The sequence below is a fragment of the Halobacteriovorax sp. XZX-3 genome, from assembly GCF_043196495.1.
Lineage (GTDB): Bacteria > Bdellovibrionota > Bacteriovoracia > Bacteriovoracales > Bacteriovoracaceae > Halobacteriovorax_A.
In genome coordinates, this window is sequence record NZ_JBEBMO010000001.1 from 2097572 (window position 1) to 2117094 (window position 19523).

23 protein-coding genes and 1 other RNA gene are annotated in these 19523 nt (G+C 34.9%); 11 read left to right on the forward strand and 13 right to left on the reverse strand.

Annotated elements, in window-relative coordinates:
• Nucleotides 1–17 precede the first annotated feature (17 nt).
• The 4 genes from ABMA70_RS10110 to ABMA70_RS10125 form a co-directional block, all read right to left on the reverse strand.
• The gene (locus ABMA70_RS10110) at nucleotides 18–1742 is read right to left on the reverse strand and encodes an ABC transporter substrate-binding protein (protein ID WP_158246905.1); all 1725 of its coding nucleotides are present in this window, start codon (nucleotides 1740–1742) and stop codon (nucleotides 18–20) included.
• Nucleotides 1720–2277, reverse strand: a complete 558-nt coding sequence (locus ABMA70_RS10115) for a regulatory protein RecX (RefSeq protein WP_103218444.1) — start codon at nucleotides 2275–2277, stop codon at nucleotides 1720–1722. The genes ABMA70_RS10110 and ABMA70_RS10115 overlap by 23 nt, the downstream gene beginning before the upstream one ends.
• A gap of 69 nt (nucleotides 2278–2346) precedes the next feature.
• Entirely contained in the window at nucleotides 2347–3459 is a 1113-nt protein-coding gene (gene recA / locus ABMA70_RS10120; RefSeq protein WP_103218443.1) for a recombinase RecA, read from the reverse strand.
• Nucleotides 3460–3631: 172 nt separating this feature from the next.
• Complete coding sequence (locus ABMA70_RS10125; RefSeq protein ID WP_103218442.1) at nucleotides 3632–4150, reverse strand: phosphatidylglycerophosphatase A; 519 nt, start codon at nucleotides 4148–4150, stop codon at nucleotides 3632–3634.
• Nucleotides 4151–4193: 43 nt separating this feature from the next.
• On the opposite strand from ABMA70_RS10125, the gene ABMA70_RS10130 reads away from it, so the two are divergent.
• Nucleotides 4194–5423: a TIGR04552 family protein gene (locus tag ABMA70_RS10130; protein ID WP_103218441.1), complete on the forward strand. Its 1230-nt coding sequence runs from the start codon at nucleotides 4194–4196 to the stop codon at nucleotides 5421–5423.
• On the opposite strand, the gene ABMA70_RS10135 is transcribed toward ABMA70_RS10130, so the two are convergent.
• Genes ABMA70_RS10135 through ABMA70_RS10160 form a run of 6 tightly spaced genes read right to left on the reverse strand, consistent with a single transcriptional unit; the run spans nucleotide 5409 to nucleotide 10080 of the window.
• Nucleotides 5409–6290, reverse strand: coding sequence for an alpha/beta fold hydrolase (locus tag ABMA70_RS10135; RefSeq protein ID WP_158246904.1), 882 nt, complete (start codon nucleotides 6288–6290; stop codon nucleotides 5409–5411). The two genes, ABMA70_RS10130 and ABMA70_RS10135, sit on opposite strands and share 15 nt — an antisense overlap.
• Nucleotides 6271–6708 carry a hypothetical protein gene (locus tag ABMA70_RS10140; protein ID WP_392993753.1) on the reverse strand — a complete coding sequence of 146 codons (438 nt, stop codon included), beginning with the start codon at nucleotides 6706–6708 and terminating at the stop codon, nucleotides 6271–6273. Before ABMA70_RS10140 ends, ABMA70_RS10135 begins: the two co-directional genes overlap by 20 nt.
• A gap of 37 nt (nucleotides 6709–6745) precedes the next feature.
• On the reverse strand, nucleotides 6746–8824 hold the full coding sequence (locus ABMA70_RS10145) for an ATP-dependent DNA helicase RecG (protein WP_392993751.1): 2079 nt from the start codon (nucleotides 8822–8824) through the stop codon (nucleotides 6746–6748).
• On the reverse strand, nucleotides 8811–9281 hold the full coding sequence (greA, locus tag ABMA70_RS10150) for a transcription elongation factor GreA (protein ID WP_392993748.1): 471 nt from the start codon (nucleotides 9279–9281) through the stop codon (nucleotides 8811–8813). The genes ABMA70_RS10145 and greA overlap by 14 nt, the downstream gene beginning before the upstream one ends.
• Nucleotides 9282–9292: 11 nt before the next feature.
• Complete coding sequence (locus ABMA70_RS10155) at nucleotides 9293–9589, reverse strand: hypothetical protein (RefSeq protein WP_103218436.1); 297 nt, start codon at nucleotides 9587–9589, stop codon at nucleotides 9293–9295.
• Nucleotides 9589–10080: a hypothetical protein gene (locus ABMA70_RS10160; protein WP_103218435.1), complete on the reverse strand. Its 492-nt coding sequence runs from the start codon at nucleotides 10078–10080 to the stop codon at nucleotides 9589–9591. The genes ABMA70_RS10155 and ABMA70_RS10160 overlap by 1 nt, the downstream gene beginning before the upstream one ends.
• A 90-nt stretch (nucleotides 10081–10170) precedes the next feature.
• Here ABMA70_RS10160 and ABMA70_RS10165 point away from each other — a divergent pair, with 90 nt between their 5' ends.
• Nucleotides 10171–11886: an AarF/ABC1/UbiB kinase family protein gene (locus ABMA70_RS10165; RefSeq protein ID WP_103218434.1), complete on the forward strand. Its 1716-nt coding sequence runs from the start codon at nucleotides 10171–10173 to the stop codon at nucleotides 11884–11886.
• On the opposite strand, the gene ABMA70_RS10170 is transcribed toward ABMA70_RS10165, so the two are convergent.
• Complete coding sequence (locus ABMA70_RS10170) at nucleotides 11883–12884, reverse strand: GNAT family N-acetyltransferase (protein ID WP_392993744.1); 1002 nt, start codon at nucleotides 12882–12884, stop codon at nucleotides 11883–11885. The two genes, ABMA70_RS10165 and ABMA70_RS10170, sit on opposite strands and share 4 nt — an antisense overlap.
• Before the next feature lie 243 nt (nucleotides 12885–13127).
• On the opposite strand from ABMA70_RS10170, the gene ABMA70_RS10175 reads away from it, so the two are divergent.
• The 3 genes from ABMA70_RS10175 (at nucleotide 13128) to ABMA70_RS10185 (ending at nucleotide 16140) form a co-directional block, all read left to right on the forward strand.
• A complete protein-coding gene (locus tag ABMA70_RS10175; protein ID WP_021267425.1) occupies nucleotides 13128–13976 on the forward strand; it encodes a flagellin in 849 nt (282 codons plus the stop codon).
• A gap of 257 nt (nucleotides 13977–14233) precedes the next feature.
• Complete coding sequence (locus tag ABMA70_RS10180; RefSeq protein ID WP_103218432.1) at nucleotides 14234–15067, forward strand: flagellin; 834 nt, start codon at nucleotides 14234–14236, stop codon at nucleotides 15065–15067.
• A 92-nt stretch (nucleotides 15068–15159) separates the two neighbouring features.
• Nucleotides 15160–16140, forward strand: coding sequence for a sugar nucleotide-binding protein (locus ABMA70_RS10185; protein WP_103218431.1), 981 nt, complete (start codon nucleotides 15160–15162; stop codon nucleotides 16138–16140).
• Nucleotides 16141–16146: 6 nt separating this feature from the next.
• On the opposite strand, the gene ABMA70_RS10190 is transcribed toward ABMA70_RS10185, so the two are convergent.
• Both ABMA70_RS10190 and ssrS read right to left on the reverse strand, forming a co-directional pair.
• On the reverse strand, nucleotides 16147–16677 hold the full coding sequence (locus tag ABMA70_RS10190; RefSeq protein WP_103218430.1) for a hypothetical protein: 531 nt from the start codon (nucleotides 16675–16677) through the stop codon (nucleotides 16147–16149).
• A 70-nt stretch (nucleotides 16678–16747) separates the two neighbouring features.
• Nucleotides 16748–16920, reverse strand: a non-coding RNA gene (gene ssrS / locus ABMA70_RS10195) — 6S RNA.
• Between the two features lie 234 nt (nucleotides 16921–17154).
• On the opposite strand from ssrS, the gene ABMA70_RS10200 reads away from it, so the two are divergent.
• The 6 genes from ABMA70_RS10200 (at nucleotide 17155) to ABMA70_RS10225 (ending at nucleotide 19485) form a co-directional block, all read left to right on the forward strand.
• Nucleotides 17155–17343 (forward strand): Flp family type IVb pilin, encoded by a 189-nt coding sequence (locus tag ABMA70_RS10200; RefSeq protein WP_021267549.1) that lies wholly within the window; start codon nucleotides 17155–17157, stop codon nucleotides 17341–17343.
• A 107-nt stretch (nucleotides 17344–17450) separates the two neighbouring features.
• On the forward strand, nucleotides 17451–17663 hold the full coding sequence (locus ABMA70_RS10205; protein WP_146037872.1) for a Flp family type IVb pilin: 213 nt from the start codon (nucleotides 17451–17453) through the stop codon (nucleotides 17661–17663).
• Nucleotides 17664–17669: 6 nt separating this feature from the next.
• The gene (locus tag ABMA70_RS10210) at nucleotides 17670–18176 is read left to right on the forward strand and encodes a prepilin peptidase (protein ID WP_103218429.1); all 507 of its coding nucleotides are present in this window, start codon (nucleotides 17670–17672) and stop codon (nucleotides 18174–18176) included.
• Entirely contained in the window at nucleotides 18146–18460 is a 315-nt protein-coding gene (locus ABMA70_RS10215; RefSeq protein WP_103218428.1) for a hypothetical protein, read from the forward strand. Before ABMA70_RS10210 ends, ABMA70_RS10215 begins: the two co-directional genes overlap by 31 nt.
• Nucleotides 18447–18974, forward strand: coding sequence for a hypothetical protein (locus ABMA70_RS10220; RefSeq protein WP_103218427.1), 528 nt, complete (start codon nucleotides 18447–18449; stop codon nucleotides 18972–18974). The genes ABMA70_RS10215 and ABMA70_RS10220 overlap by 14 nt, the downstream gene beginning before the upstream one ends.
• Nucleotide 18975: 1 nt before the next feature.
• Nucleotides 18976–19485, forward strand: a complete 510-nt coding sequence (locus ABMA70_RS10225; RefSeq protein WP_146037871.1) for a hypothetical protein — start codon at nucleotides 18976–18978, stop codon at nucleotides 19483–19485.
• Nucleotides 19486–19523 lie beyond the last annotated feature (38 nt).

Consider the following 19523-nt stretch of genomic DNA (forward strand, 5'->3'; position numbering starts at 1 on the left):
AATAACAAGCTTATTAACTACTTTAGTCTTAAGTATTTAACTTTATTAACAACTAGGTCGTTATATCTGAAGTTTTTTAGTCGGTTATGGTAAACAATATAATCACGAGAGTAGTACAGAAGTACCCAAGGAAGGTCCTCTAGAACAATATCCTCTACCTGTGACATAAGTAGATATTTCTCATCGCTATCGTTCATTACTTTAATACTTTCAAATTTTTTATCAAAATCTGAATTAGAGTAATTTGATACGTTTGGTCCAGGAGCTTGGTTCTTCGTTGTTAAAAGTTGTAGTACATTTTCGCTATCTGGATAATCAAGAGTCCAACCATCTAGCCATATTTGTAATTTACCTTCTTTTGATTTCTTCAAGAACGCAGGAAAAGTATTCAATTGGATTTTCATTTTAATTCCAATTTTCTCAAGATCTTGTTTAAGAAGCTCTGCTCGTTGTCTTTGAGTTGTAGAAGATGCTCTTGTATCGTAAACAAGAGTTGGAAGTCCTTTTCCATCTGGATATCCGGCCTTCCTTAGATATTCCTTGGCCTTCTCTACGTTATAAGAATATGGAAGTTTTCTTGATGGATCATATCCAGGAATTCCTGGAGGATAAATTGAGTTAGCTTTTAATCCAATATTATTTGTAAAAGTTTTAATATACTTCTCAACATTTACAGCATGTGCAATAGCAAGCCTTAGATTCTTATTTGTTCCAACGATTGGATCCTTCATATTGAATGAGAACCACCAGTATGTGAAACTCGAAAAAATATCAAGAGTGATATTCTTATCACGAAAGTCTTCTGTAAGTTCACCGCTAGGGGATACAAGTGAGTGATAATTGTCTTTTGGAACTCTTAGGAAATCTAATTTCCCAGACATAAATTGTAGCCATCTTGTTTGGGCTTCTTTAATGATATGGAATTCAATTTTATCAATGAATGGAATTCTCTTACCTGCATCAGTAAGTAAGTTCTTACTATGAGCGAAGCGGTCACCTTTTCCTGGATAGAATGATTTATGATACTTATCAAAACGGCTCATAAAGAGTTTTGAACCGCGAAACCACTTATCTAGTTTATATGGGCCTGTACCAATGAGCTCATCAAGAAATGTTTCTTTCTTAATAACTTCTGCTGGCATAGGTGAAGTAAAACTCATTGCCAGAGCGTTTAACATTTGTGGATATGGTGCAATTAATTTGATTTGTAATGTTCTTTTATCAATTGCTTTAAGTCCGTCGACATCAGTAGATAGAAGCTTATCAAAATCACTTCCAACTTCTTTTCTAAACTTATTAAGTCCGACAACTCTACCGTCGAAGAGCCACCAACCATTACTTCTATATGGAGTAAAGGCAAGGCGTTTAATTTGGTTGATAAAGTCTTGAGCTTCAACAAAACGTGGCTGACCATTGAAAGCAGGATGGTCATGATACTGCACACCTTCTTTGATTTTAATAGTATATGTAAGTCCATCATCTGAAACTTGTGGCATTTCTTCAGCAAGAAGAGGCACAAGCTTTAATGGTTTTCTTAAATAGTGATATTCGAATAATTGTTCATAACCTTGATAAATAACTGACATAGAAACAGAGTCATAGCCATTTACGGGGTCAATTGTTGAGATCGATTCTGTTAGTGGAAATCGAAGTGTATTCTTATCATCTTTATCAACTCTACAAGATACTAGAGGCAGTAACAGAATAATCAGAATAAAATTAAAAAGGGGAGTTTTGCTCATTACTTTCCTCATCATTTTGGACATTTTTAAGTTCAGTATTAATTTTGTCGTATGAATGTCCTTTTGACAAAAGAAAGCGTATCAACTTTTGCTTAAAATTAAAATCTTCGAGGGCCGAAACGCCTTTAGAACGCAATTTCTTATTAATTAGCTCTCTTAGTTGACCATCTTCAGTATATCGATACTCTTCGTATAATTCATCAATCAGCTCTGTACTAGGTTCGACTCGTTCGGCCCTTAATTTATTGAGAATATTTCTCTTACTTAAGCCTTTATACATAAATGTTTTAATACGTGTACGAATGTATTGTTCTTCTTGAAGATATTTAGATTCTTCTAGAAAATCTAGTAGCTGATCTATGAAAGGAGTGTATTTTTTCTCGTATAATTTTTGAGATAATTTATATCTTGAGTAGTCTCTCTTTGATAGAAGCCAGATGCAGTATTGATAAGCTCTTTTAAACGAGCGAATGTCTTCAGACTTCGTTTCTGAGTCGTCTAGAGGTAGTTTTTCAATGGTTTCTTTGAGAGTCATTAGAAAGAGCGCCCCTTAATATTAATATCTATCATTCGATAGGATAGAAACTTAAGGGGCTATATTTGTTTATTGTACTACTTTTTTAGACTTAGATTTTGCCTTCGTTTTCTTTTCTTCAATTACTGGCTCATCTTCGATAATTTCACCAGTTGTTTGATCAACTACAGTGTTACCTTCGATTAGTCCGTGAAGAGCTAGAATCTTATTTTTGATTTCTAATGCAATCTCTGGATTATCAGCTAAGTATTGTTTTGAGTTCTCACGCCCTTGACCAATTTTTGCATCATTATATGAGAACCATGCACCAGCTTTGCCAACGATATTATTTGCAACAGCAAGATCTAGTAGGTCACCTGTTTGTGAAATACCTTGTCCGTACATAATATCAAATTCTACAACTTTAAATGGAGGAGCTACTTTGTTCTTAACAACTTTAACTTTAGTTCTGTTACCGATTACTTCGTCACCATTTTTAATTGCACCAGTTCTTCTGATATCAAGTCTTACTGAAGAATAGAACTTAAGTGCGTTACCACCTGTTGTTGTCTCTGGGTTTCCGAACATAACACCAATCTTCATACGAAGTTGGTTAATGAAAATTACTGTACAATTTGAACGATTAATTGATCCAGTAAGTTTTCTTAGTGCCTGTGACATTAGTCTTGCTTGAAGACCCATGTGTGAATCACCCATGTCTCCTTCAAGTTCTGCTCTTGGAGTAAGTGCAGCAACAGAGTCAACGATAAGAAGATCAACAGCACCTGAACGTACAAGCATATCTGTAATTTCAAGGGCCTGCTCACCACTATCTGGTTGTGAAATAAGTGTATTTGGAATATCAACACCTAGCTTTTGAGCATAAACTGTATCAAGTGCGTGCTCAGCATCAATAAATGCTACAGTACCACCTTGCTTTTGCGCTTCTGCTGCAATGTGAAGAGTTAGTGTTGTTTTACCTGATGATTCAGGTCCGTAGATTTCAATGATACGACCTTTTGGAACACCTCCTACACCAAGTGCAAGATCTAGTCCTAAACAGCTTGTTGGAATCGCTGGAATTCTTTCTGGACCATTTTCAGTATCCAGTTTCATAATTGCACCTTTTCCGAATTGTTTTTCAATTGTTGAAAGTGCTAGGTCTAATGCTTTTTGCTTGTTCTCGTTAGATGTTGTGGCCATAAGCTCTCCGTGTTTTTTTATAAGTTCTATCAAATTTATCTTCTATCAGCTAATGCAAAAAGCGGTATTTTTAACTTCCCTTTAAGTGCGGGGATTTAATGAACACAACAAAACTGAATTCCAGTTTTTTACTTTTCGCTTATTAATATTTTTAGCGTAAGTTTTGCGTAAGTCAAGAGATAAATTCTAACAATTTAAAAGTAAGGATGTAGCTGATTCCGGCCATAAGACCCGCTGCGATATCGTCAAATGTTGTTCCTAGAGCGTCTTTGCGATTGTCGAAGTATTTAACTGGTCCTATTTTCCAGATATCGAAAAGTCTAAATAGGGCAAAAATAGCTACGTAACTTACGTAACTTTGATCTTGTAAAAAAAATGACGCAATCCAAATCCCGATTACTTCATCAATTACTATCCAAGAAGGATCGACACAATCATATTCTTTTTCAATAACACCAGTGATAAACACTGCGCCTATTGTAAGTATTAAGAGAAATGGAATGAAGAAGAAGAATGGCGCATTAAGCTTTCCGATAAAATAAAGAAGGATAATTGTAACTAAACTTCCAACAGTTCCAGGGGCCTTAGGAGCTAGTCCTGCTCCAAAAAAAGTAAGAAATAGAATTCTTAAGTCAGTTAGTGACTTTAATGTCAGTTTTTTTGTATTTTTTAGCTGATTTTCTGTCTTCATGGGCTTATGGTAGCATTACTCAACGATAGAACAAAGTAACTTTATGAATCGACCTGATTATTTAAAAAATTATATTTTTGACTGGGATGTAATTGATGTTGTTGTTGGTGGTAAATCAGCACTCGACTCAAACTTCTTTGTAGCTAAATTAGATGACATTACAGAAGTAAATAAATTCTTAAAAGGCTACGGACTTGATACTGAAGATCCAGTCTCAAGGGCGGAGTTATTTGGAAATTTTCAAGAGGCCGTCCAATTTATTAAACGTTACTTTTTAAAAGATGGAACACCGGATGGTCTTGATTTAGAGATACCTAATTCTCTTTATACTGTTACTGATATAAGTGGCCTGTTTTTAATGGCAACTGGTAATTCGGATCACACTGTAGAAGAACAATTGTGGGCAGAAATTGTTTTAAAAGTAATGCACACAATTCTGCATGCAGACAAAGACCTACGTTCTAACTACTTTAATCAAATTCAAACTCAAATATTTGATAAATTTTATCGCTACCTTCACCGCGACCAAGAAAATAATCTTTTCTTAAAGTCTGGAGAGATTTCAATTCCTTTAGTGGACTTTGAAACAAAGTCTAAGAAGTCACGTGATAGTGTAATTATTAAGCTACTCCACAAGGCCGAAAACGTAGCGGAAGAATTATTTGATAGAGTAGGAGTACGATTAGTTACGAAGAATAAATTAGATATTTTAAAAGTGATTCAATTTTTGATTCGTAATTATATTATTACTCCTCACAATATTAAGCCATCAAGATCTCTAAATACAATCTTTGATATTAGTCATTTTAGAACTAAGTACTCAAGCTTAGTGAAGATGGCCTTAAGAAACAATCTTTCTGAAGAAAGATTTGTGTCAGCAGTCAATAGAGAGATTGATGAATGTAGCTTTGATAATTTAAAGAATGAGAATAATCTCCATTCTTCTACAAAGTATCGTTCTGTTCAATTCACTTGTCGCCAACTTATAAAATATAAGAATCCTTTTTTGGCAGAGTTCTTTAAGTTAAGAAAGTTAGCCAAAGAGGAAGATTCGGCAGTTGCAAAGGAATTACTAGGTTTAGACTTCTCTTCTCTTGCTAGAGATATTAGATTTTTCTATCCTTTTGAAGTTCAAGTTGTTGATGAAACTTCTTATAGAATTAATTCTGAAGGCGAGGCGTCTCACAGTGAATATAAGAAAGCACAACGAATCTATGCAATGAATCGTGTTTTCAAAAAACTTCTAATTCACAAAGGTTTAGTCCAAGAATAGATCGATTCGTTCATTGATGAATTCGGGAAAATCTACTTGTGGAACATGGCTTCCATTCTTAATGATATATAGTTCGGAGTTTTTAAGGCTATCATGTAAGATTTGTTGTAGATAATTTGGAATCACCTTATCTTTATCCCCACCAATAATTAGCGTAGGAATTTTAATTTCTTCAAGTTCTTTAATGATCTTTTGATCTCTCATTTGATCAAGGAGTTGGAAGAAGATATCAGGTGAAAGTTCACCAAGTTTCTTCATATAGTATTCAACAAATTCAATATTTGTTTTCTTTATATTAAATCCACCATTCCAGACTAATGCACTTGCAAGAGGGTTGCGATAAACATTTTTCCAAATAAATTGAAATTGTGACTTCCATCTATCTTTAAGTTCTTTGATATAAGGCTCAGTCATATCAATTATATTAGAATCAAACATGACATCTTGAGGAGGAAAGATTGTTCCAGAAATTAATACAATTTTTTGTACTTCTTCAGGATATTTATGAGCATAGTCGAGTGTTACATTCACTCCCATTGAGTGGCCAATATGGATACTTGTTTTAATATTTAATGCACGAACTAATGAGTTAATATCATTAATAATATTTTTGAAGGTAATTGATTCAATTCCCTGTGTCGTCTCTGACTTGTAATGTCCTCTGTAGTCATGAAGAAGTATTTTATAGCCAAGCTTTTCGAAGTGATCAATTTGGTAAACAAAGTGTCTTACATTACAAACAAGGCCATAGTTAAAAACAATAACTTGATTATGTTCTTCATCTAAGTTTTCAATATTTGTCCAATATTGAATCTTAGTTGTCTCATCAACTTGGTGATACTTCGCTTTATTTCTCCAAGAGGTCATTGTCATATTTTCCAGTTAAAGTTACGTAATGTTCTTCTAGTGATTGAATAAAGTCGTATTTTGCAGGATCTTCTTCTTTAATACGCTCAAGATATTTATAGTAGTCCTGAAAGTCATTTTCATCACTCTTTTGAAATTCTATTATTTGTATCTGTATACCTTGGCATTCAAGAATATCATTTTTTTCTAATCTTATAATTCCTTCAACTGACTTAGAGTTTACTTTGTAAGCTGAGCTTGTTTCAAAAACTAAGTGATGGCCGATGGACTTTAAAACACCAAGCTCTTTTGATAATGTTTTGTCTTCAATAATTAGATTATTGTGAACCGAGCTTCCAATATAAACTCTTGGTAGTTGAAATTGATATTCTCCAAGAGATAGTAGATCGTTAGTTTTTAATACTTTAAGATGAATCATAGCTTTATTTTATACTCGATCTGAGTTTTTTGCTAAGTTAAATCGTAGTGAAAACTTTTTCATCATGGTTCATAAAATTTATGATGGAATCAAAGTCATTAGGGTATTTTTTGATATCTTCAATCGCTTCATAGAGGATATCTTGGTTGAGTACAATATTGGCCAATCTTTTTTGCGTCACAACTCCGGATTGCTCTTGACCAAATAAGTCTCCCTCTCCACGTATTTTTAAATCTTCTTCCGCAATCTTAAAGCCATCAGTATATTTTTCGATTACTTGTAGTCGTTGCATACTGTCAGGAGTTATTTCTCTATCAGTAACAAGAAAGCAGAAGCCTGGTTTATTTCCTCTTCCAACACGTCCTCTCATTTGATGGAGGCTACTTAGTCCAAATCTTTCAGGGCTTAGAATCGCCATTATAGTGGAGTTGATAATATTAATACCTACTTCAATAACAGAGGTCGCAATTAGAATATCAGTTTTATGTTCTTTGAAGTCTGTTATAGCTGCTTGTTTTTCATCTGGAGACATTCTTCCGTGTAAGTAAGCAATTCTAAATTCAGGAAAGTATTGTTTATATAGCTCGTATGTATGTTCAAGGTTTCTGATATCATCATTTTCTGATTCTTCAATGGCCGGAACAACGATATAAGCTTGCTCTTTCATTTCAAGTCTTGTTTTTACAAAACTCAAATAGTTATTTAAGTTGGCATTTGTAACAATCCTTGTTTTCTGCCCCTTTCTACCTCCTGGCATTGTTTTAATTATCGAGATATCGAGATCGCCATACTTTGTTAAACTTAGAGAGCGTGGAATAGGTGTAGCGGACATAATTAAGCAATGAGGATTTTCACCTTTTTTCATTAGCTTGATTCTCTGCTCAACACCAAATTTATGTTGTTCATCAATAATCGCTAATTCAAGATTTTTAAAATTCACGCTATCTTGAAATAAAGAATGTGTGCCAATGACAATATCGCAATCTCCACTCTCTAGTGATTCGTTAATCTTTTTCTTTTCACTGGCTTTCGTGCTTCCAACTAAAAGTTCCACTTTAAATTCATTTCCAAGAATTTCTTCAATTTCACGAAAGTGTTGTAGTGCTAGTGTTTCTGTTGGGCACATGAGTGCTACTTGTCCACCAGTCTTAAGAATTAAGTATGCTGAGGCGACGGCAACTGTTGTTTTTCCGCAACCAACATCTCCTTGAATTAATCGCATCGCTGGCGTTGTTCCTGAAAAGTCAGATACAATATCATCTAAAGCCTTATCTTGATCAATAGTTAACTGATAGGGGTAGAGCGATTTTGCTTTTTGAATCTGATCTAAACTAATCTTTAGGCTTTTCCTCGATAATTCCGTTCTCTTATTTTTTCGTAATTTGATCTTTAGTTGATCATAGATAAATTCTTCATAAATAATTCGACGTTTTGCTTGATCAAACTTGTCTTGACTCCATTCATTAGATGGAACTCTTCCGTGTAGGTATTTAAAGGCCATACTGCGAGAGAGAAGGCCCTTGTCTTCTAGAATATTACTTGGGATTATTTCTGGAATTTTGTCCCAAAATCCATTTGGTAATTTATCGAAAACCTTTTCAATATGATGAGACTTAACACTTTCAATTGTAGGGTAGGTAATACGTAAACCACTTTCGGAATCTGATTTACCAATTTCAAAAAGCTCTGGATTCACAATTTGTAACGAATCATTAAATACAGAAACGACACCTAAGAATTCAAGATGCTTTAGTTGTTCTAGTTTCTTTTGAATCGATTGATAGGCATTAAACCATTTAAGAGTAATATAGTTATCACTAAGATCATCTTTAACTGTAACAGCAATATTTAAAAGAACCGCTCGTCCTTTTCCTCTTGATTTAAAATTAGGCTTGGCCTGCATGGAAACAATCGTTCCACGTCCTCTAAAAAAGTCACCAATATTTGCATATTGAAAATTTGCAATCTCAGGTAACTTAACGATTCGCCTTGGCATCAGCCAAAGCAAATCATTGATTGTATATATATTTTTTTTATTAAGCGCTTCTAAAGTTTTGGTAGGCTTTGAGTAGAGATCAGAAATTTGAGTAGATAGGATATCCTTATTTGAACTCAATGTTCTCCACCTCATATTCAATATCACCTTTTGGTGCACGAACAACAACTTCGTCGCCTTCTTCTTTACCAATTAGTGCTTTACCTAGTGGGCTATTGTAAGAGATTAAGCCTTTTTTCATATCTGATTCAGACTCACCAACAATTTTAATCGTTTGTGATTCGTCTGTTTCGATATTTAAAATAGTAACAGTTGCACCAAAAACAATTTTGTCAGATTTGATCGTACTTGGATCAATTACTTCACAATGTGCAAGGATACCTTGAAGTTGAGAGATTCGACCTTCTACAACACCTTGTTTTTCTTTTGCAGCATGGTACTCAGCATTCTCTTTCAAGTCGCCAAGTTCTCTTGCTTCTGCAATTGTTACCTTAAGCTCTTCTCTTTCTACTTTGATCAAGTGGTCAAGCTCAGTTTGAATAATATCGTAACCTTGTTTTGTTATTGGATTTGCCATTAATAATTCCTTTATTTAAATAATGCGTTTGCAGCGGCAAGAATATCATTCTTGCTATCGTCACCATCTCCAGCTCCCTTAAGGACGAAGTAGTCACAAAAATTAGCTTTTTCTTTTTCTACAATGCGATCAGCACTTGATTCACGGCATTCATTATATGCTGTAATGTCGTAGAACTTGCACATTTTACAACAATGAACACTAGCGTAGCAATATGGACACTCCTCTTTTAATGAGATTTTTTGTCCAGGTTCAAGATCTAGTGCCTTATGACACGCATGGCAAGTGATTTCATTATTGTCCAACATTAGAAGCTCCAGCTTTTCTCTATATAAACTTCGGGCGTATTAATTTGGTCATCAGACTTCAAGTAAATTTTTGGCTCTTGTCTCTTATTGTACTCATCAATACTCTTATAGAGTAACTCTTCATTACTTGTTTGAATTGTTTTCGTTAATAAGTAATTAAGAATTAAAACGACGGTACCAGAAGCAATAAGACTTCTCCTGGTATTTGAACTTGGGTTTGTTAGAAAAGCCGATAGGATAAGGCCTGATCCAACAGTACCCATTATTGCAGGACGCCAAATATCTTCTTGTAGCGATTGATAATCATTTAGATAACTTAGGGCCACTTTATCTTTTTCAAGATGGTAGCGAAGACCTTCACCTTTTAAAGATGAGCTTGGGTCAATAAGAATTTCTTGTTGATTAATTACTGCAATGCGCGAGCAAGTCTCATCATTTGCATGAGTCACTAGAGAAAATAAAAGCGATGTAATTATAATAAATTCTTTCACTCTTTATTTTTACCATTTTTCTGGCAATAGGGCTATGCACCTTTTGATTCTATCGTGATAAAATAATAGATATTTTCTAAAGGATATTATGTGGGCCTAATAACGACTAGTTTTAAAATAACAAAAACAATTAGAAATATTTCTCGTTTAAGGGAAATCGCTACTGTTTTTGCTAAAAATGGCCTAGATGAGTTTGTTTCTCAAAACGTAATTAATATAATTCCTAATTTTGTTTTTCCTAGAAAGAGTGAAGAATCTCAAAAAGTATCTGTCCATGATAATTCATGGGGAGACGTGATGGGTTATCGCTTAAGACTTTGCTTTGAAGAACTTGGTCCTGCATTTGTAAAATTTGGACAACTTTTAAGTACGAGAGAAGATATTTTTGATGAAGACTTCATTAAGCATATGAAAAAGCTAAGAGATGAAGTTAAACCAATCCCTTTTTCTGGAATAAAGAAAAATGTTGAGTCATCACTTGGAAAAAAAATTGAAGATGTTTTTAGAAGTGTTGAAGATCAACCGATTGGAACGGCTTCTATTGGCTTAGTTTACCGAGCAGAGCTTTTAACAGGTGAGAAAGTTGTTTTAAAAGTTAAGAGGCCAGGTATTGATCGCATTATTGAAACAGACCTTTCAATACTTATCTTTTTAGCGACACAAACGGAAAAAGCAGCAGATGATTTTAAGTTCTTAGGCTTTTCTAAAGTTTTAGAGGATTTCTCATTCTCCCTTCAAAGTGAATTGAATTTCAATGTAGAAGCACTTAATTGTGAAAAACTTAAGAAAATAATTGCAAAATATGATCACTCTGAAATTTTTCATTTACCTAAAATATATAAAGAGTTTACTTGCCATGATTTATTAGTCATGGAGCTTATTGAGGGAATTCCATTTAGTGATAGTGAAAAAATCAGTGAGCATATAGAAGAGCTTGATTCAAAGTTAGATGAGTGTGTGAAAATTTTTATGCGATGTTTTCTAAATGAAGGTTTTTTCCATGCAGATCTTCATGGTGGGAATTTCTTCTATCTTCCAAATGGAAAGATTGCTCTGATTGATTTTGGACTAGTTGGAAATCTTTCTAAAAATGCTCGTCAAAATTTTATTGCTATTATTTATGCAATTCTAACTCAAAACTTCGAAAACTTAGTATATGAGTTCTTGGATGTTGCCATCTATGAAACAGTACCGGATGTTGATAAATTAATTATTGATATTAAGAATGCAATTGGTCCGCAAATTGGACTAACAGTTCAACAAACAAATTTCTCGTTAATTATTAGTTCGATCATCACAACCCTAAGAGAACATCATATTTTCTTACCTAGTGAATGGTTTGTTGTCTTTAGAGCTCTAATAACACTCGATGGAGTAGGTCAATCGTTAGATCTTGATTTTGATATCTTTAGTCTTTTAGAAGGAGATATCAATGATATTATTAGAGATAGTTTCTCTACTGATAGCTTTATTGAAGATGGAATGTGGATTGCTAAGGATGTCTTAAGTGCGTCTCGAATTGTTCCAAGACATCTTAAATGGTTTCTCAAAGAATTTGCGAAGAATAACTATGCAGTAAAAATTAGACACAAAGGAATTTGGAAACCAATTGCATCTCTTGCCAGTAGCGTGAGATTACTTTCATTTTATGTTCTTGGCGGTGTTTTCTTTTTTGCTGGGAAGTCATTTGTTTCTGAACAAGATCTTTATAAGGGTGCATTACTCGATTACCCAACTCTTACTATAATTTTGTGGGTGCTTTCAATATCAGCAATTGGCTATGGGACTTTGAAGCACAGAAATTAAATACTATCTGCTCCAGTAATATAAATTTGAGGAATCAACTCTTGTAGCTCGATGGCTTGTTCTGGTCCAAAAAGTAGTGGTAAAAGTTCTTCTTTTTTAAATAAAAAAGATTCTTCGTTGATAGTAAGTGTTACCTTATCTAAATCTGGCTTAAAGTCTGAAATAGACACGGCATTTTTAGTGATGGCCTTTAAAAAATTCGAAAATTCACAAGTATTAATAATTTTACCCCAGGCTAGATGAATAAAAAAAGACTCTTCATCAAGTGGAGTAGGGTTTAATAGTTGAAGTCCTTTAAATTTCTCAAGTTCTTGCCTATTATTTGAAAAAGAACACTCGTGAATAATTCCTTTTAAGTCTTGTCCTTTCTCAAAGAATAGATAATCGCCATTATCGTTTGTAAAAGTCTTCATTGAAGATATTTGTTTAATATCGTTCCATTCTTTTAGAGATCTCTGAATTGAGATGGTGTCTTTATAAGATTTATTATATTTTTTTTCTAAATTTTCTTTATCAATTTCTTGAATATTAATTGGCCAGTAACCCCTCTGTCGTATTTTCTCTTCTGTTACTGGAGTATCTCCAATTACAGCAGTTAATCCAAACTGAGTGTAGCCAAGCTTCTTATAGACACTCATATTATCACTCCAAAGAATGACGAGAGAGTAGTTATCTTTATAGATGCTCTTTATGTGATTATAGAGTTCTTTAAAATGACCTTGTCCTTGGAACTCTTCCTTAGTAACAATTCCACCCAGTAATAATGTTTTTAACTCATGCCCTTTATAATGTAGTGTTACTGGTCTAACACCAATATGCGCGACGATATTTTCATTATCATCAAGAAGCAGATGACAATTGTGATGATTGCTCTCCTTCATTAGTTGATAGAAGTCAGTATTAAAGCTGTTTTCATCTTTATAATGAAAAGCCTTTTCAATTTCTTTATTGAGAGCATTTTTTAAATGAGAATATTGTTCTAGAGTTGTAAATATCATGTCGATTTATTTTACATTTAATTGCAAATAAAATCTTGAATAAAATTATCCAGAATTCAAAAGCCCCATAAACACTGAGGTTAATTCTTAACTAGGCAAAAAGTTTCGTATAAGAAATATACAATTTTTTTCTAAAGAGTTAAGAAATTGGAGCGATAAGGTGGTGTAACAATTGTACAGCTGTATGGATTTCAGCTGACTGACAGGAAGGAATCTTGTCGGTACCCAGTCAAGGAGGATCGAATGGGACTACGAATTAACACGAACGTTGCATCTCTAAACGCACAGAGAAACCTACGTGGAACACGTCTTGGTATGCAACAATCTCTAGAAAAATTATCATCAGGTCAGAGAATTAACAGAGCGGGTGACGATGCCGCAGGTCTAGCAATCTCTGAAAACCTAAAGGCTCAAATTAGAGGTCTTGGACAAGCTGAAAGAAACGCAGAAGACGGTATTTCACTAGTTCAAATCGCTGAAGGTGCTTTAGGGGAAGTTTCAAATATCCTAATTAGACTTAGAGAACTATCAGTACAAGCAGCTTCGGATACTATTGGAGCAACTGAAAGAAAGTTCCTAAACGTAGAATTCGAACAATTAACTTCTGAAGTTGATCGTATCGCTAACTCAACAGAATTCAACAGAGTACCACTACTAAACGGTACAGGTGCAGTATTTGATATCCAAATCGGTACGCGTAATGACCCTATATCAGATCGTTTAACGTTTGATGCATCATCAGCTGACGTAAACGTAGCAGCTCTTGGTCTTAACTTAGCATCAGTTGCTGATAAGATTTCTGCACAGAACTCTCTATCATCAATTGATCAGGCGATTATCTCTGTATCTGGTATTAGAGCGGACTTTGGTGCCCTTCAAAACAGACTTCAGTCAACGGTAAATAATATTGCAACGTCGATTGAAAACTTAAGTGCGGCAAACTCTCGTGTAAGAGACACTGACGTAGCAGCAGAAACTGCAAACTTAACAAAACAAAACATTTTAATGACTGCCGGTACTTCGGTTCTTGCTCAGGCGAACACTAGTACAAACAGTGCACTAAGCTTAATCCAGGCTGCTGCTCAAGGGTAATAATCCCTGACAGCGCCGGATGGCACTAGCATTGTTTAGAAAAATTTAGAGTAAAGAACACGGAGTCAATAATATGCATACTACTGGATAAGTTATGTACGGCAATTAGAGACTGCAACCTTTGATTGCTTGGCAAATATATATAGAGGAATGATTGGTTTATCCGTAGAAGCATTATTTAATTATTAACGAATTTATTGAGCTGGATGCTCAATTATCAAACAGGAGGTTTATATGATGATTAAAGGAGACTAATCATGGGAATCAGAATTAATACAAACGTGGCATCAATCGCAGCACAAAGAGCAATGTCACTTACAAATAAAAGAGTTGGGGACAACTTAAGAAAACTATCTTCAGGTGAACGTATTACAAAGGCTGGAGATGACGCCGCTGGACTGGCAATTAGTGAAAACTTAAAAGCTCAGATCAGAGGTATGAGGCAAGCAAAGAGAAACGCAAACGATGCAATCTCACTTGTCCAGGTAGCAGAAGGTGGATTAAATGAAGTTTCAAATATCATCATTCGTCTTAGAGAGCTTGCAGTACAGACTGCCTCTGACACGATTGGGGATACTGAAAGAGCATTTTCAGACATCGAGTTCCAACAGCTTAAAGAAGAGATTGATAGAATCGCAAAATCTTCTAACTTTAACGGAACACAGCTACTCGATGGAACAGGTGGCAAGCTCGAGTTTCAAGTTGGGATTCACAATGATCCAATGCTTGATCGACTTACTTACGATGCAGCAGGATCAGATGCTACAATCACAGCACTTGGACTTGCCTCAGATAGTGTGTCCACTAAAGAAGGCTCTCAAGCAGTTCTTCAAAAACTTGACGATGCGTTGGTCGCAGTCAACGGTTATCGTGCCAGTATGGGTGCGTTACAGAATCGACTCACATCAACAGTCAATAACTTGGGGATCAGTGATGAGAACTTGAGTGCGGCAAAATCGCGAATTAGAGATGTTGATGTGGCAAAAGAAACTGCCGACATGACTAAAAACAATATCTTAATTCAGGCGGGAGCCTCTGTTCTTGGACAGGCAAACCAAGTGCCAAATGTGGCGTTAAAACTAATCGGATAAACTAATCATATAGGCGACTATGGTCCTGAATAGGACATAGTTGCCTCCTCTTTTTTTTCTCAAAAAACAAATCTTACCTATATAATAGAATCATGACTGAACAAAGAACCAAGACAATTCTAATCTTTGGTATTTCTTCATTTGTGGGCTCATCACTTGCAAGCTTTTTAAAGAAAGACTACAAAATCATTGGTACTTATCATAAGAACCCTGTTTCTATTGATGGCATAACAACTGTTCCATGTGATGTTCACAGTAAGCAAGAAGTTCAGTTAATCATGTATACATTTAAACCAGACATTACAATATATGCGGTAGGTTTATCTTCAATTGTGGATTGTGCACTAAGTGAGAGAAGGGCGGATGCTTTAAATACAAGTGGACTCTTTACTGTGGCAGATGTTTGTCAGCGATATAAATCACAAATTATTTATTTATCTTCAAGTTTCGTTTTCTCAGGTGAATCATCTGAAAATTTTGAGTTAGATATTCCTGATCCAACTACTACTTATGGCAAGACTCAGGCGGCTGCGGAATTTTATATTCAAAAATCCTCTCTAAATTACTTAGTTTTTAGAGTTTGTCGATTATATGGAAGAGGCGGTGTACACGTTCGTCGTAATCTCTTTGAGAAAATTCAAGCAAAGCTTCATGCACGAGAAGAGATTGAACTTGATGACTATATTAAAACGGGCTTTCTCGATATTGACTACCTTGGAATGGTTATCAAAATTTGCATCGAAAGAGGTCTTAAGAATCGTTTGTTACAAATTAGTTCAAATGATTTTATGTCGACTTATTCTTTTGGAAAACTGTATTGTCAAAAATTTCAAGAACCACAAAAGTTGATTGCATCGGCCAAATGGCCATATCCAATTATGAGTTCAGCAAAGGTTGGAGATAATAGTTCAGGTGTTCTAAATTTTAATATGAATATCACTAATGCTGAGGGCTATCTGCATTTGCGTCTACCAACTGTAGAAGAGTCTTTAGAATATTCAGCTCAAAAGTTACGGGTAGGCCTTGATGCTAAGGAAGCACATGAGTCTAAGGATACAATTAACTATATCTAAATCTTCTTAGCGCGCAGAAAGCTTGATAAATTCGCTTAAGTAGTGTCTTACAAGTGCATCACAATCAACAACTTCATTTTCAAAACGCCATGTGATTTGATTAAATGGCCCGATGTGTGCGCGGATCTCGTGAAGATGTCCACCGCCATGAACTTGAGATTCATTAGTTCTAGCACTAAAGATGTCTTTCCCATTCGCTAAGAAGCCAATTGAAATAAGATCATCTGATTTTCTTGCAAAAATAAGACGAAGTGAATTGCGATAGATCATAAAGTCATTGATTGTATTAGCAATCTTAAAAATTTTGATCGTATTATTATCACCGCGGTATTCATTGAATTTATGGACATAAATCTCAAAAAGATCTCTGAGCTTATTCATGAAGTTAATTGAAGATTCTTCAAGTTGGAATGCTGGATTTAAGTGGTCGTTAAAACTTACAACACCACTCTCGTCCATATTGATCTCTTCGAGAGCAAGATTTTCGATCCATTTTGTTGATACTTCCGTGTTTCTTTCAAATTTTGTAATATCCATAACTTAAATTCTACTAGATATTGATGATTTGAAAAGAATTTTTTGGATTGCGCAATGGAAAGGGCAGTGTGAATGAGCTAGATGAGCGATGAAAGTTTCCGCCCGTCGTACGACAGGGGGATGTAGTGATAATCACTTTAGGCTTCCCACTGATTCATGGGCCTGCTCACCGTGACCAGTGACCACTTCCTTTCTAAGCTTTGTAGGGCGAAACAACTTTATTTGGTGCCCATCTAGCTCACTCATAAATTATACCCGAAAAACGTAAACGGCAACAATAATAGGCATAATTAAAAGCACTTGACGGTAGTATTTACAGATACTTATGAACAAATACACCTTTTTTTTGAACCAAATGCGCGAAGTGTTAAAATATTATTAAGAAAAGTTAAAGCTTTACTCAGTTATTGCCGAAACTTTCAAGTAGTTATTTAAGTTTCAACCCCGCTGAATGGGGGCGATTGAAAGGAGTATGAAATGAAAACCTTGCTAGCGTTTCTAAAAGACGAAGAAGGTCAAACATCAACAGAGTATATCTTACTTGTTGCTGTTGCAGCGATGCTTGTTATGAAGTTTAAGGAAAAGGCATCAGAGGGTATTACAACTCTTACTGATGGTGTTTTCGGGAACACAGATAACCTACTTCGCGAACTACAAGGAAACTAATTCTTCCGCTCTTTAGTTTGATGCGACTATCAAGCACTCTACTCTAGAGAGCGGAGGAAAAACTTTCTCACCAAAACCTTTTGCATACTTAATGTAGAATATTAAGTATGTCACGTCAGTCTCAAAGCGGTCAGGCTTTAATAGAGTATATTTTTATCTTAGCATTCTTTGCTGGTATTTCCATTGCAATGGCAAGGGGAATAGGGGCTTATACTACAGGCTTTTTTAAAAGTTTTGCATTCCATTTATCGCAGGAGCTTGCAACAGGCTCGTGTCCTAATGGCTGTTGGCATTCACCATATGTAAACCAAGATAGGTAGGTTAGAGTGCCCGTTAGTGTCTATGTTTTTATCTTTATTCAATTACTCTATGTTTCTTATATCGATATTCAATCTCGAAAGATTGCAAACGTATGGTCAATTGGAAACATCTTTTTATTTTTAGTTCTCGTATTGTTCTTCCCGAATAACTACATTATTGGAATTGAAACACTTCTTTACCCTCTAGGGATATTTCTCGCAGGTTTTTTACTTTTTATTTTAAAAATTATGGGCGGTGGTGATTCGAAATATTTAGCTAGTTTATTTCTTTTAATTCCAGTCGCTCATCAAGATCAAGCTTTGATCTCCCTTTCTGTTGTAACAGTGATTGTCGGGCTTTCAGTTTTTATTACGAATATTCTTAAAAATCTTGAGTTTATTATTCAGGCTTTTAAAGAAGGTAATATCGTTCAGATTAAAAAGATTTTTGGGAAGAAATTTGCGTTTGCCCCTGTTATACTTATTTCATGGATATTTCTAGGATGGAAAATAAAAAAGCATATATTCTTTTAAATGAAAGGGGACAATCGACAGTAGAGTATATTTTACTTTTTGTTGTTGTGACATCTTTTGCAATGCTAGTCTTCAAAAGTGAAGGTTTTCAAGGCATGATTGGAGAGGGCATGTTTGGTACATTGGCCCGCTCTATGGAATACTCAGCTCGCTATGGTGATAAAGGTAGTGTCGATTCATATGGAAAAACTTATGGAAATCCAGTTCATCCTCTCTATTATAATAATGATGAAGGAAGGTCTCACTTCTTCTCTCCTGTAGGAATTTATGATGAGCAATTATAAGAAGATAAGAAATCAAAATGGGCAATCGACAATTGAGTTCCTATCAACTTTTACTTTTGTGATCGCTTTCTTTTTTGTTTTTGCAAAGATTGCAATTAATTATACAAATACTTATCTTCTTCAATATGCAAATTTTATGGCATCACGAGCGTATCTCGTTGCAGATAATAAAATTCAAAATGACTCTCTTGCACGTCAAAATGCAACGGAAGTTTTCAACTCATATAATGTTGTTAATTGCGGCACTGATTGTCAGATAAAATTTAATTCAAAAACAACAAACCAGTGGTTCTTAAGTGGAACGTATCTAGATTATAAAACAAAATTCTCTGTCATGAAGGTATTAACAGGTGATATTGACTTAGACTTTCGAATTGAATCGTTTCTAGGAAAAGAGCCTACGATAAGAGAGTGTCTTGCTCAGGTTTGTCGAGCTTTTTCTGAGGTTGCCACTGATCTAGGAAATGGGAATTGTTCAAGTACGAACTCAACGATCTATGATAACGGATGTTAACTTGAGTGCAGATCAGAAAAGAACAATATTTAACAATGAAGAAGGACAGGCCTTATTTGAGGCGATGATTTTTATTCCAATTCTTCTTTATATGGTTGTGATGCTCATTACAGTAGGCAACTCAATCAATGCATCGATTAATCAGAATAAAGCAACTCGAACATATACATTTTATATTCTTAAAGGAAACTCTGATGGAATTGGTGGAAATGATATCAGAAGCTTAAGTGGGACGTTCACTGAGGTTGGAGGCTTTATGATTGGTTGGAATAAAACACTACAATCTAATAGTACACCGATTTCATCAAGCTTTAAAATTCCAACTCTTCCTTGGGCCGCAGCTGAAGATGAAAATTGCGAAGAAGCAGGTGATCCAGAGGATACAAATTGTATTAAGGTGTTCACTTTGTTTGGAGTCTGTGGTGAGACCTTCACTAAACCAGGTGATGTTTTATTTAGGGCCAATGATGCCACTATCCTTTCACCGGTCACTTCTTGTAGCTATAAGTAGCCAAAAATGCCTCATTGTAACTAAATGCTTGTTTTTTG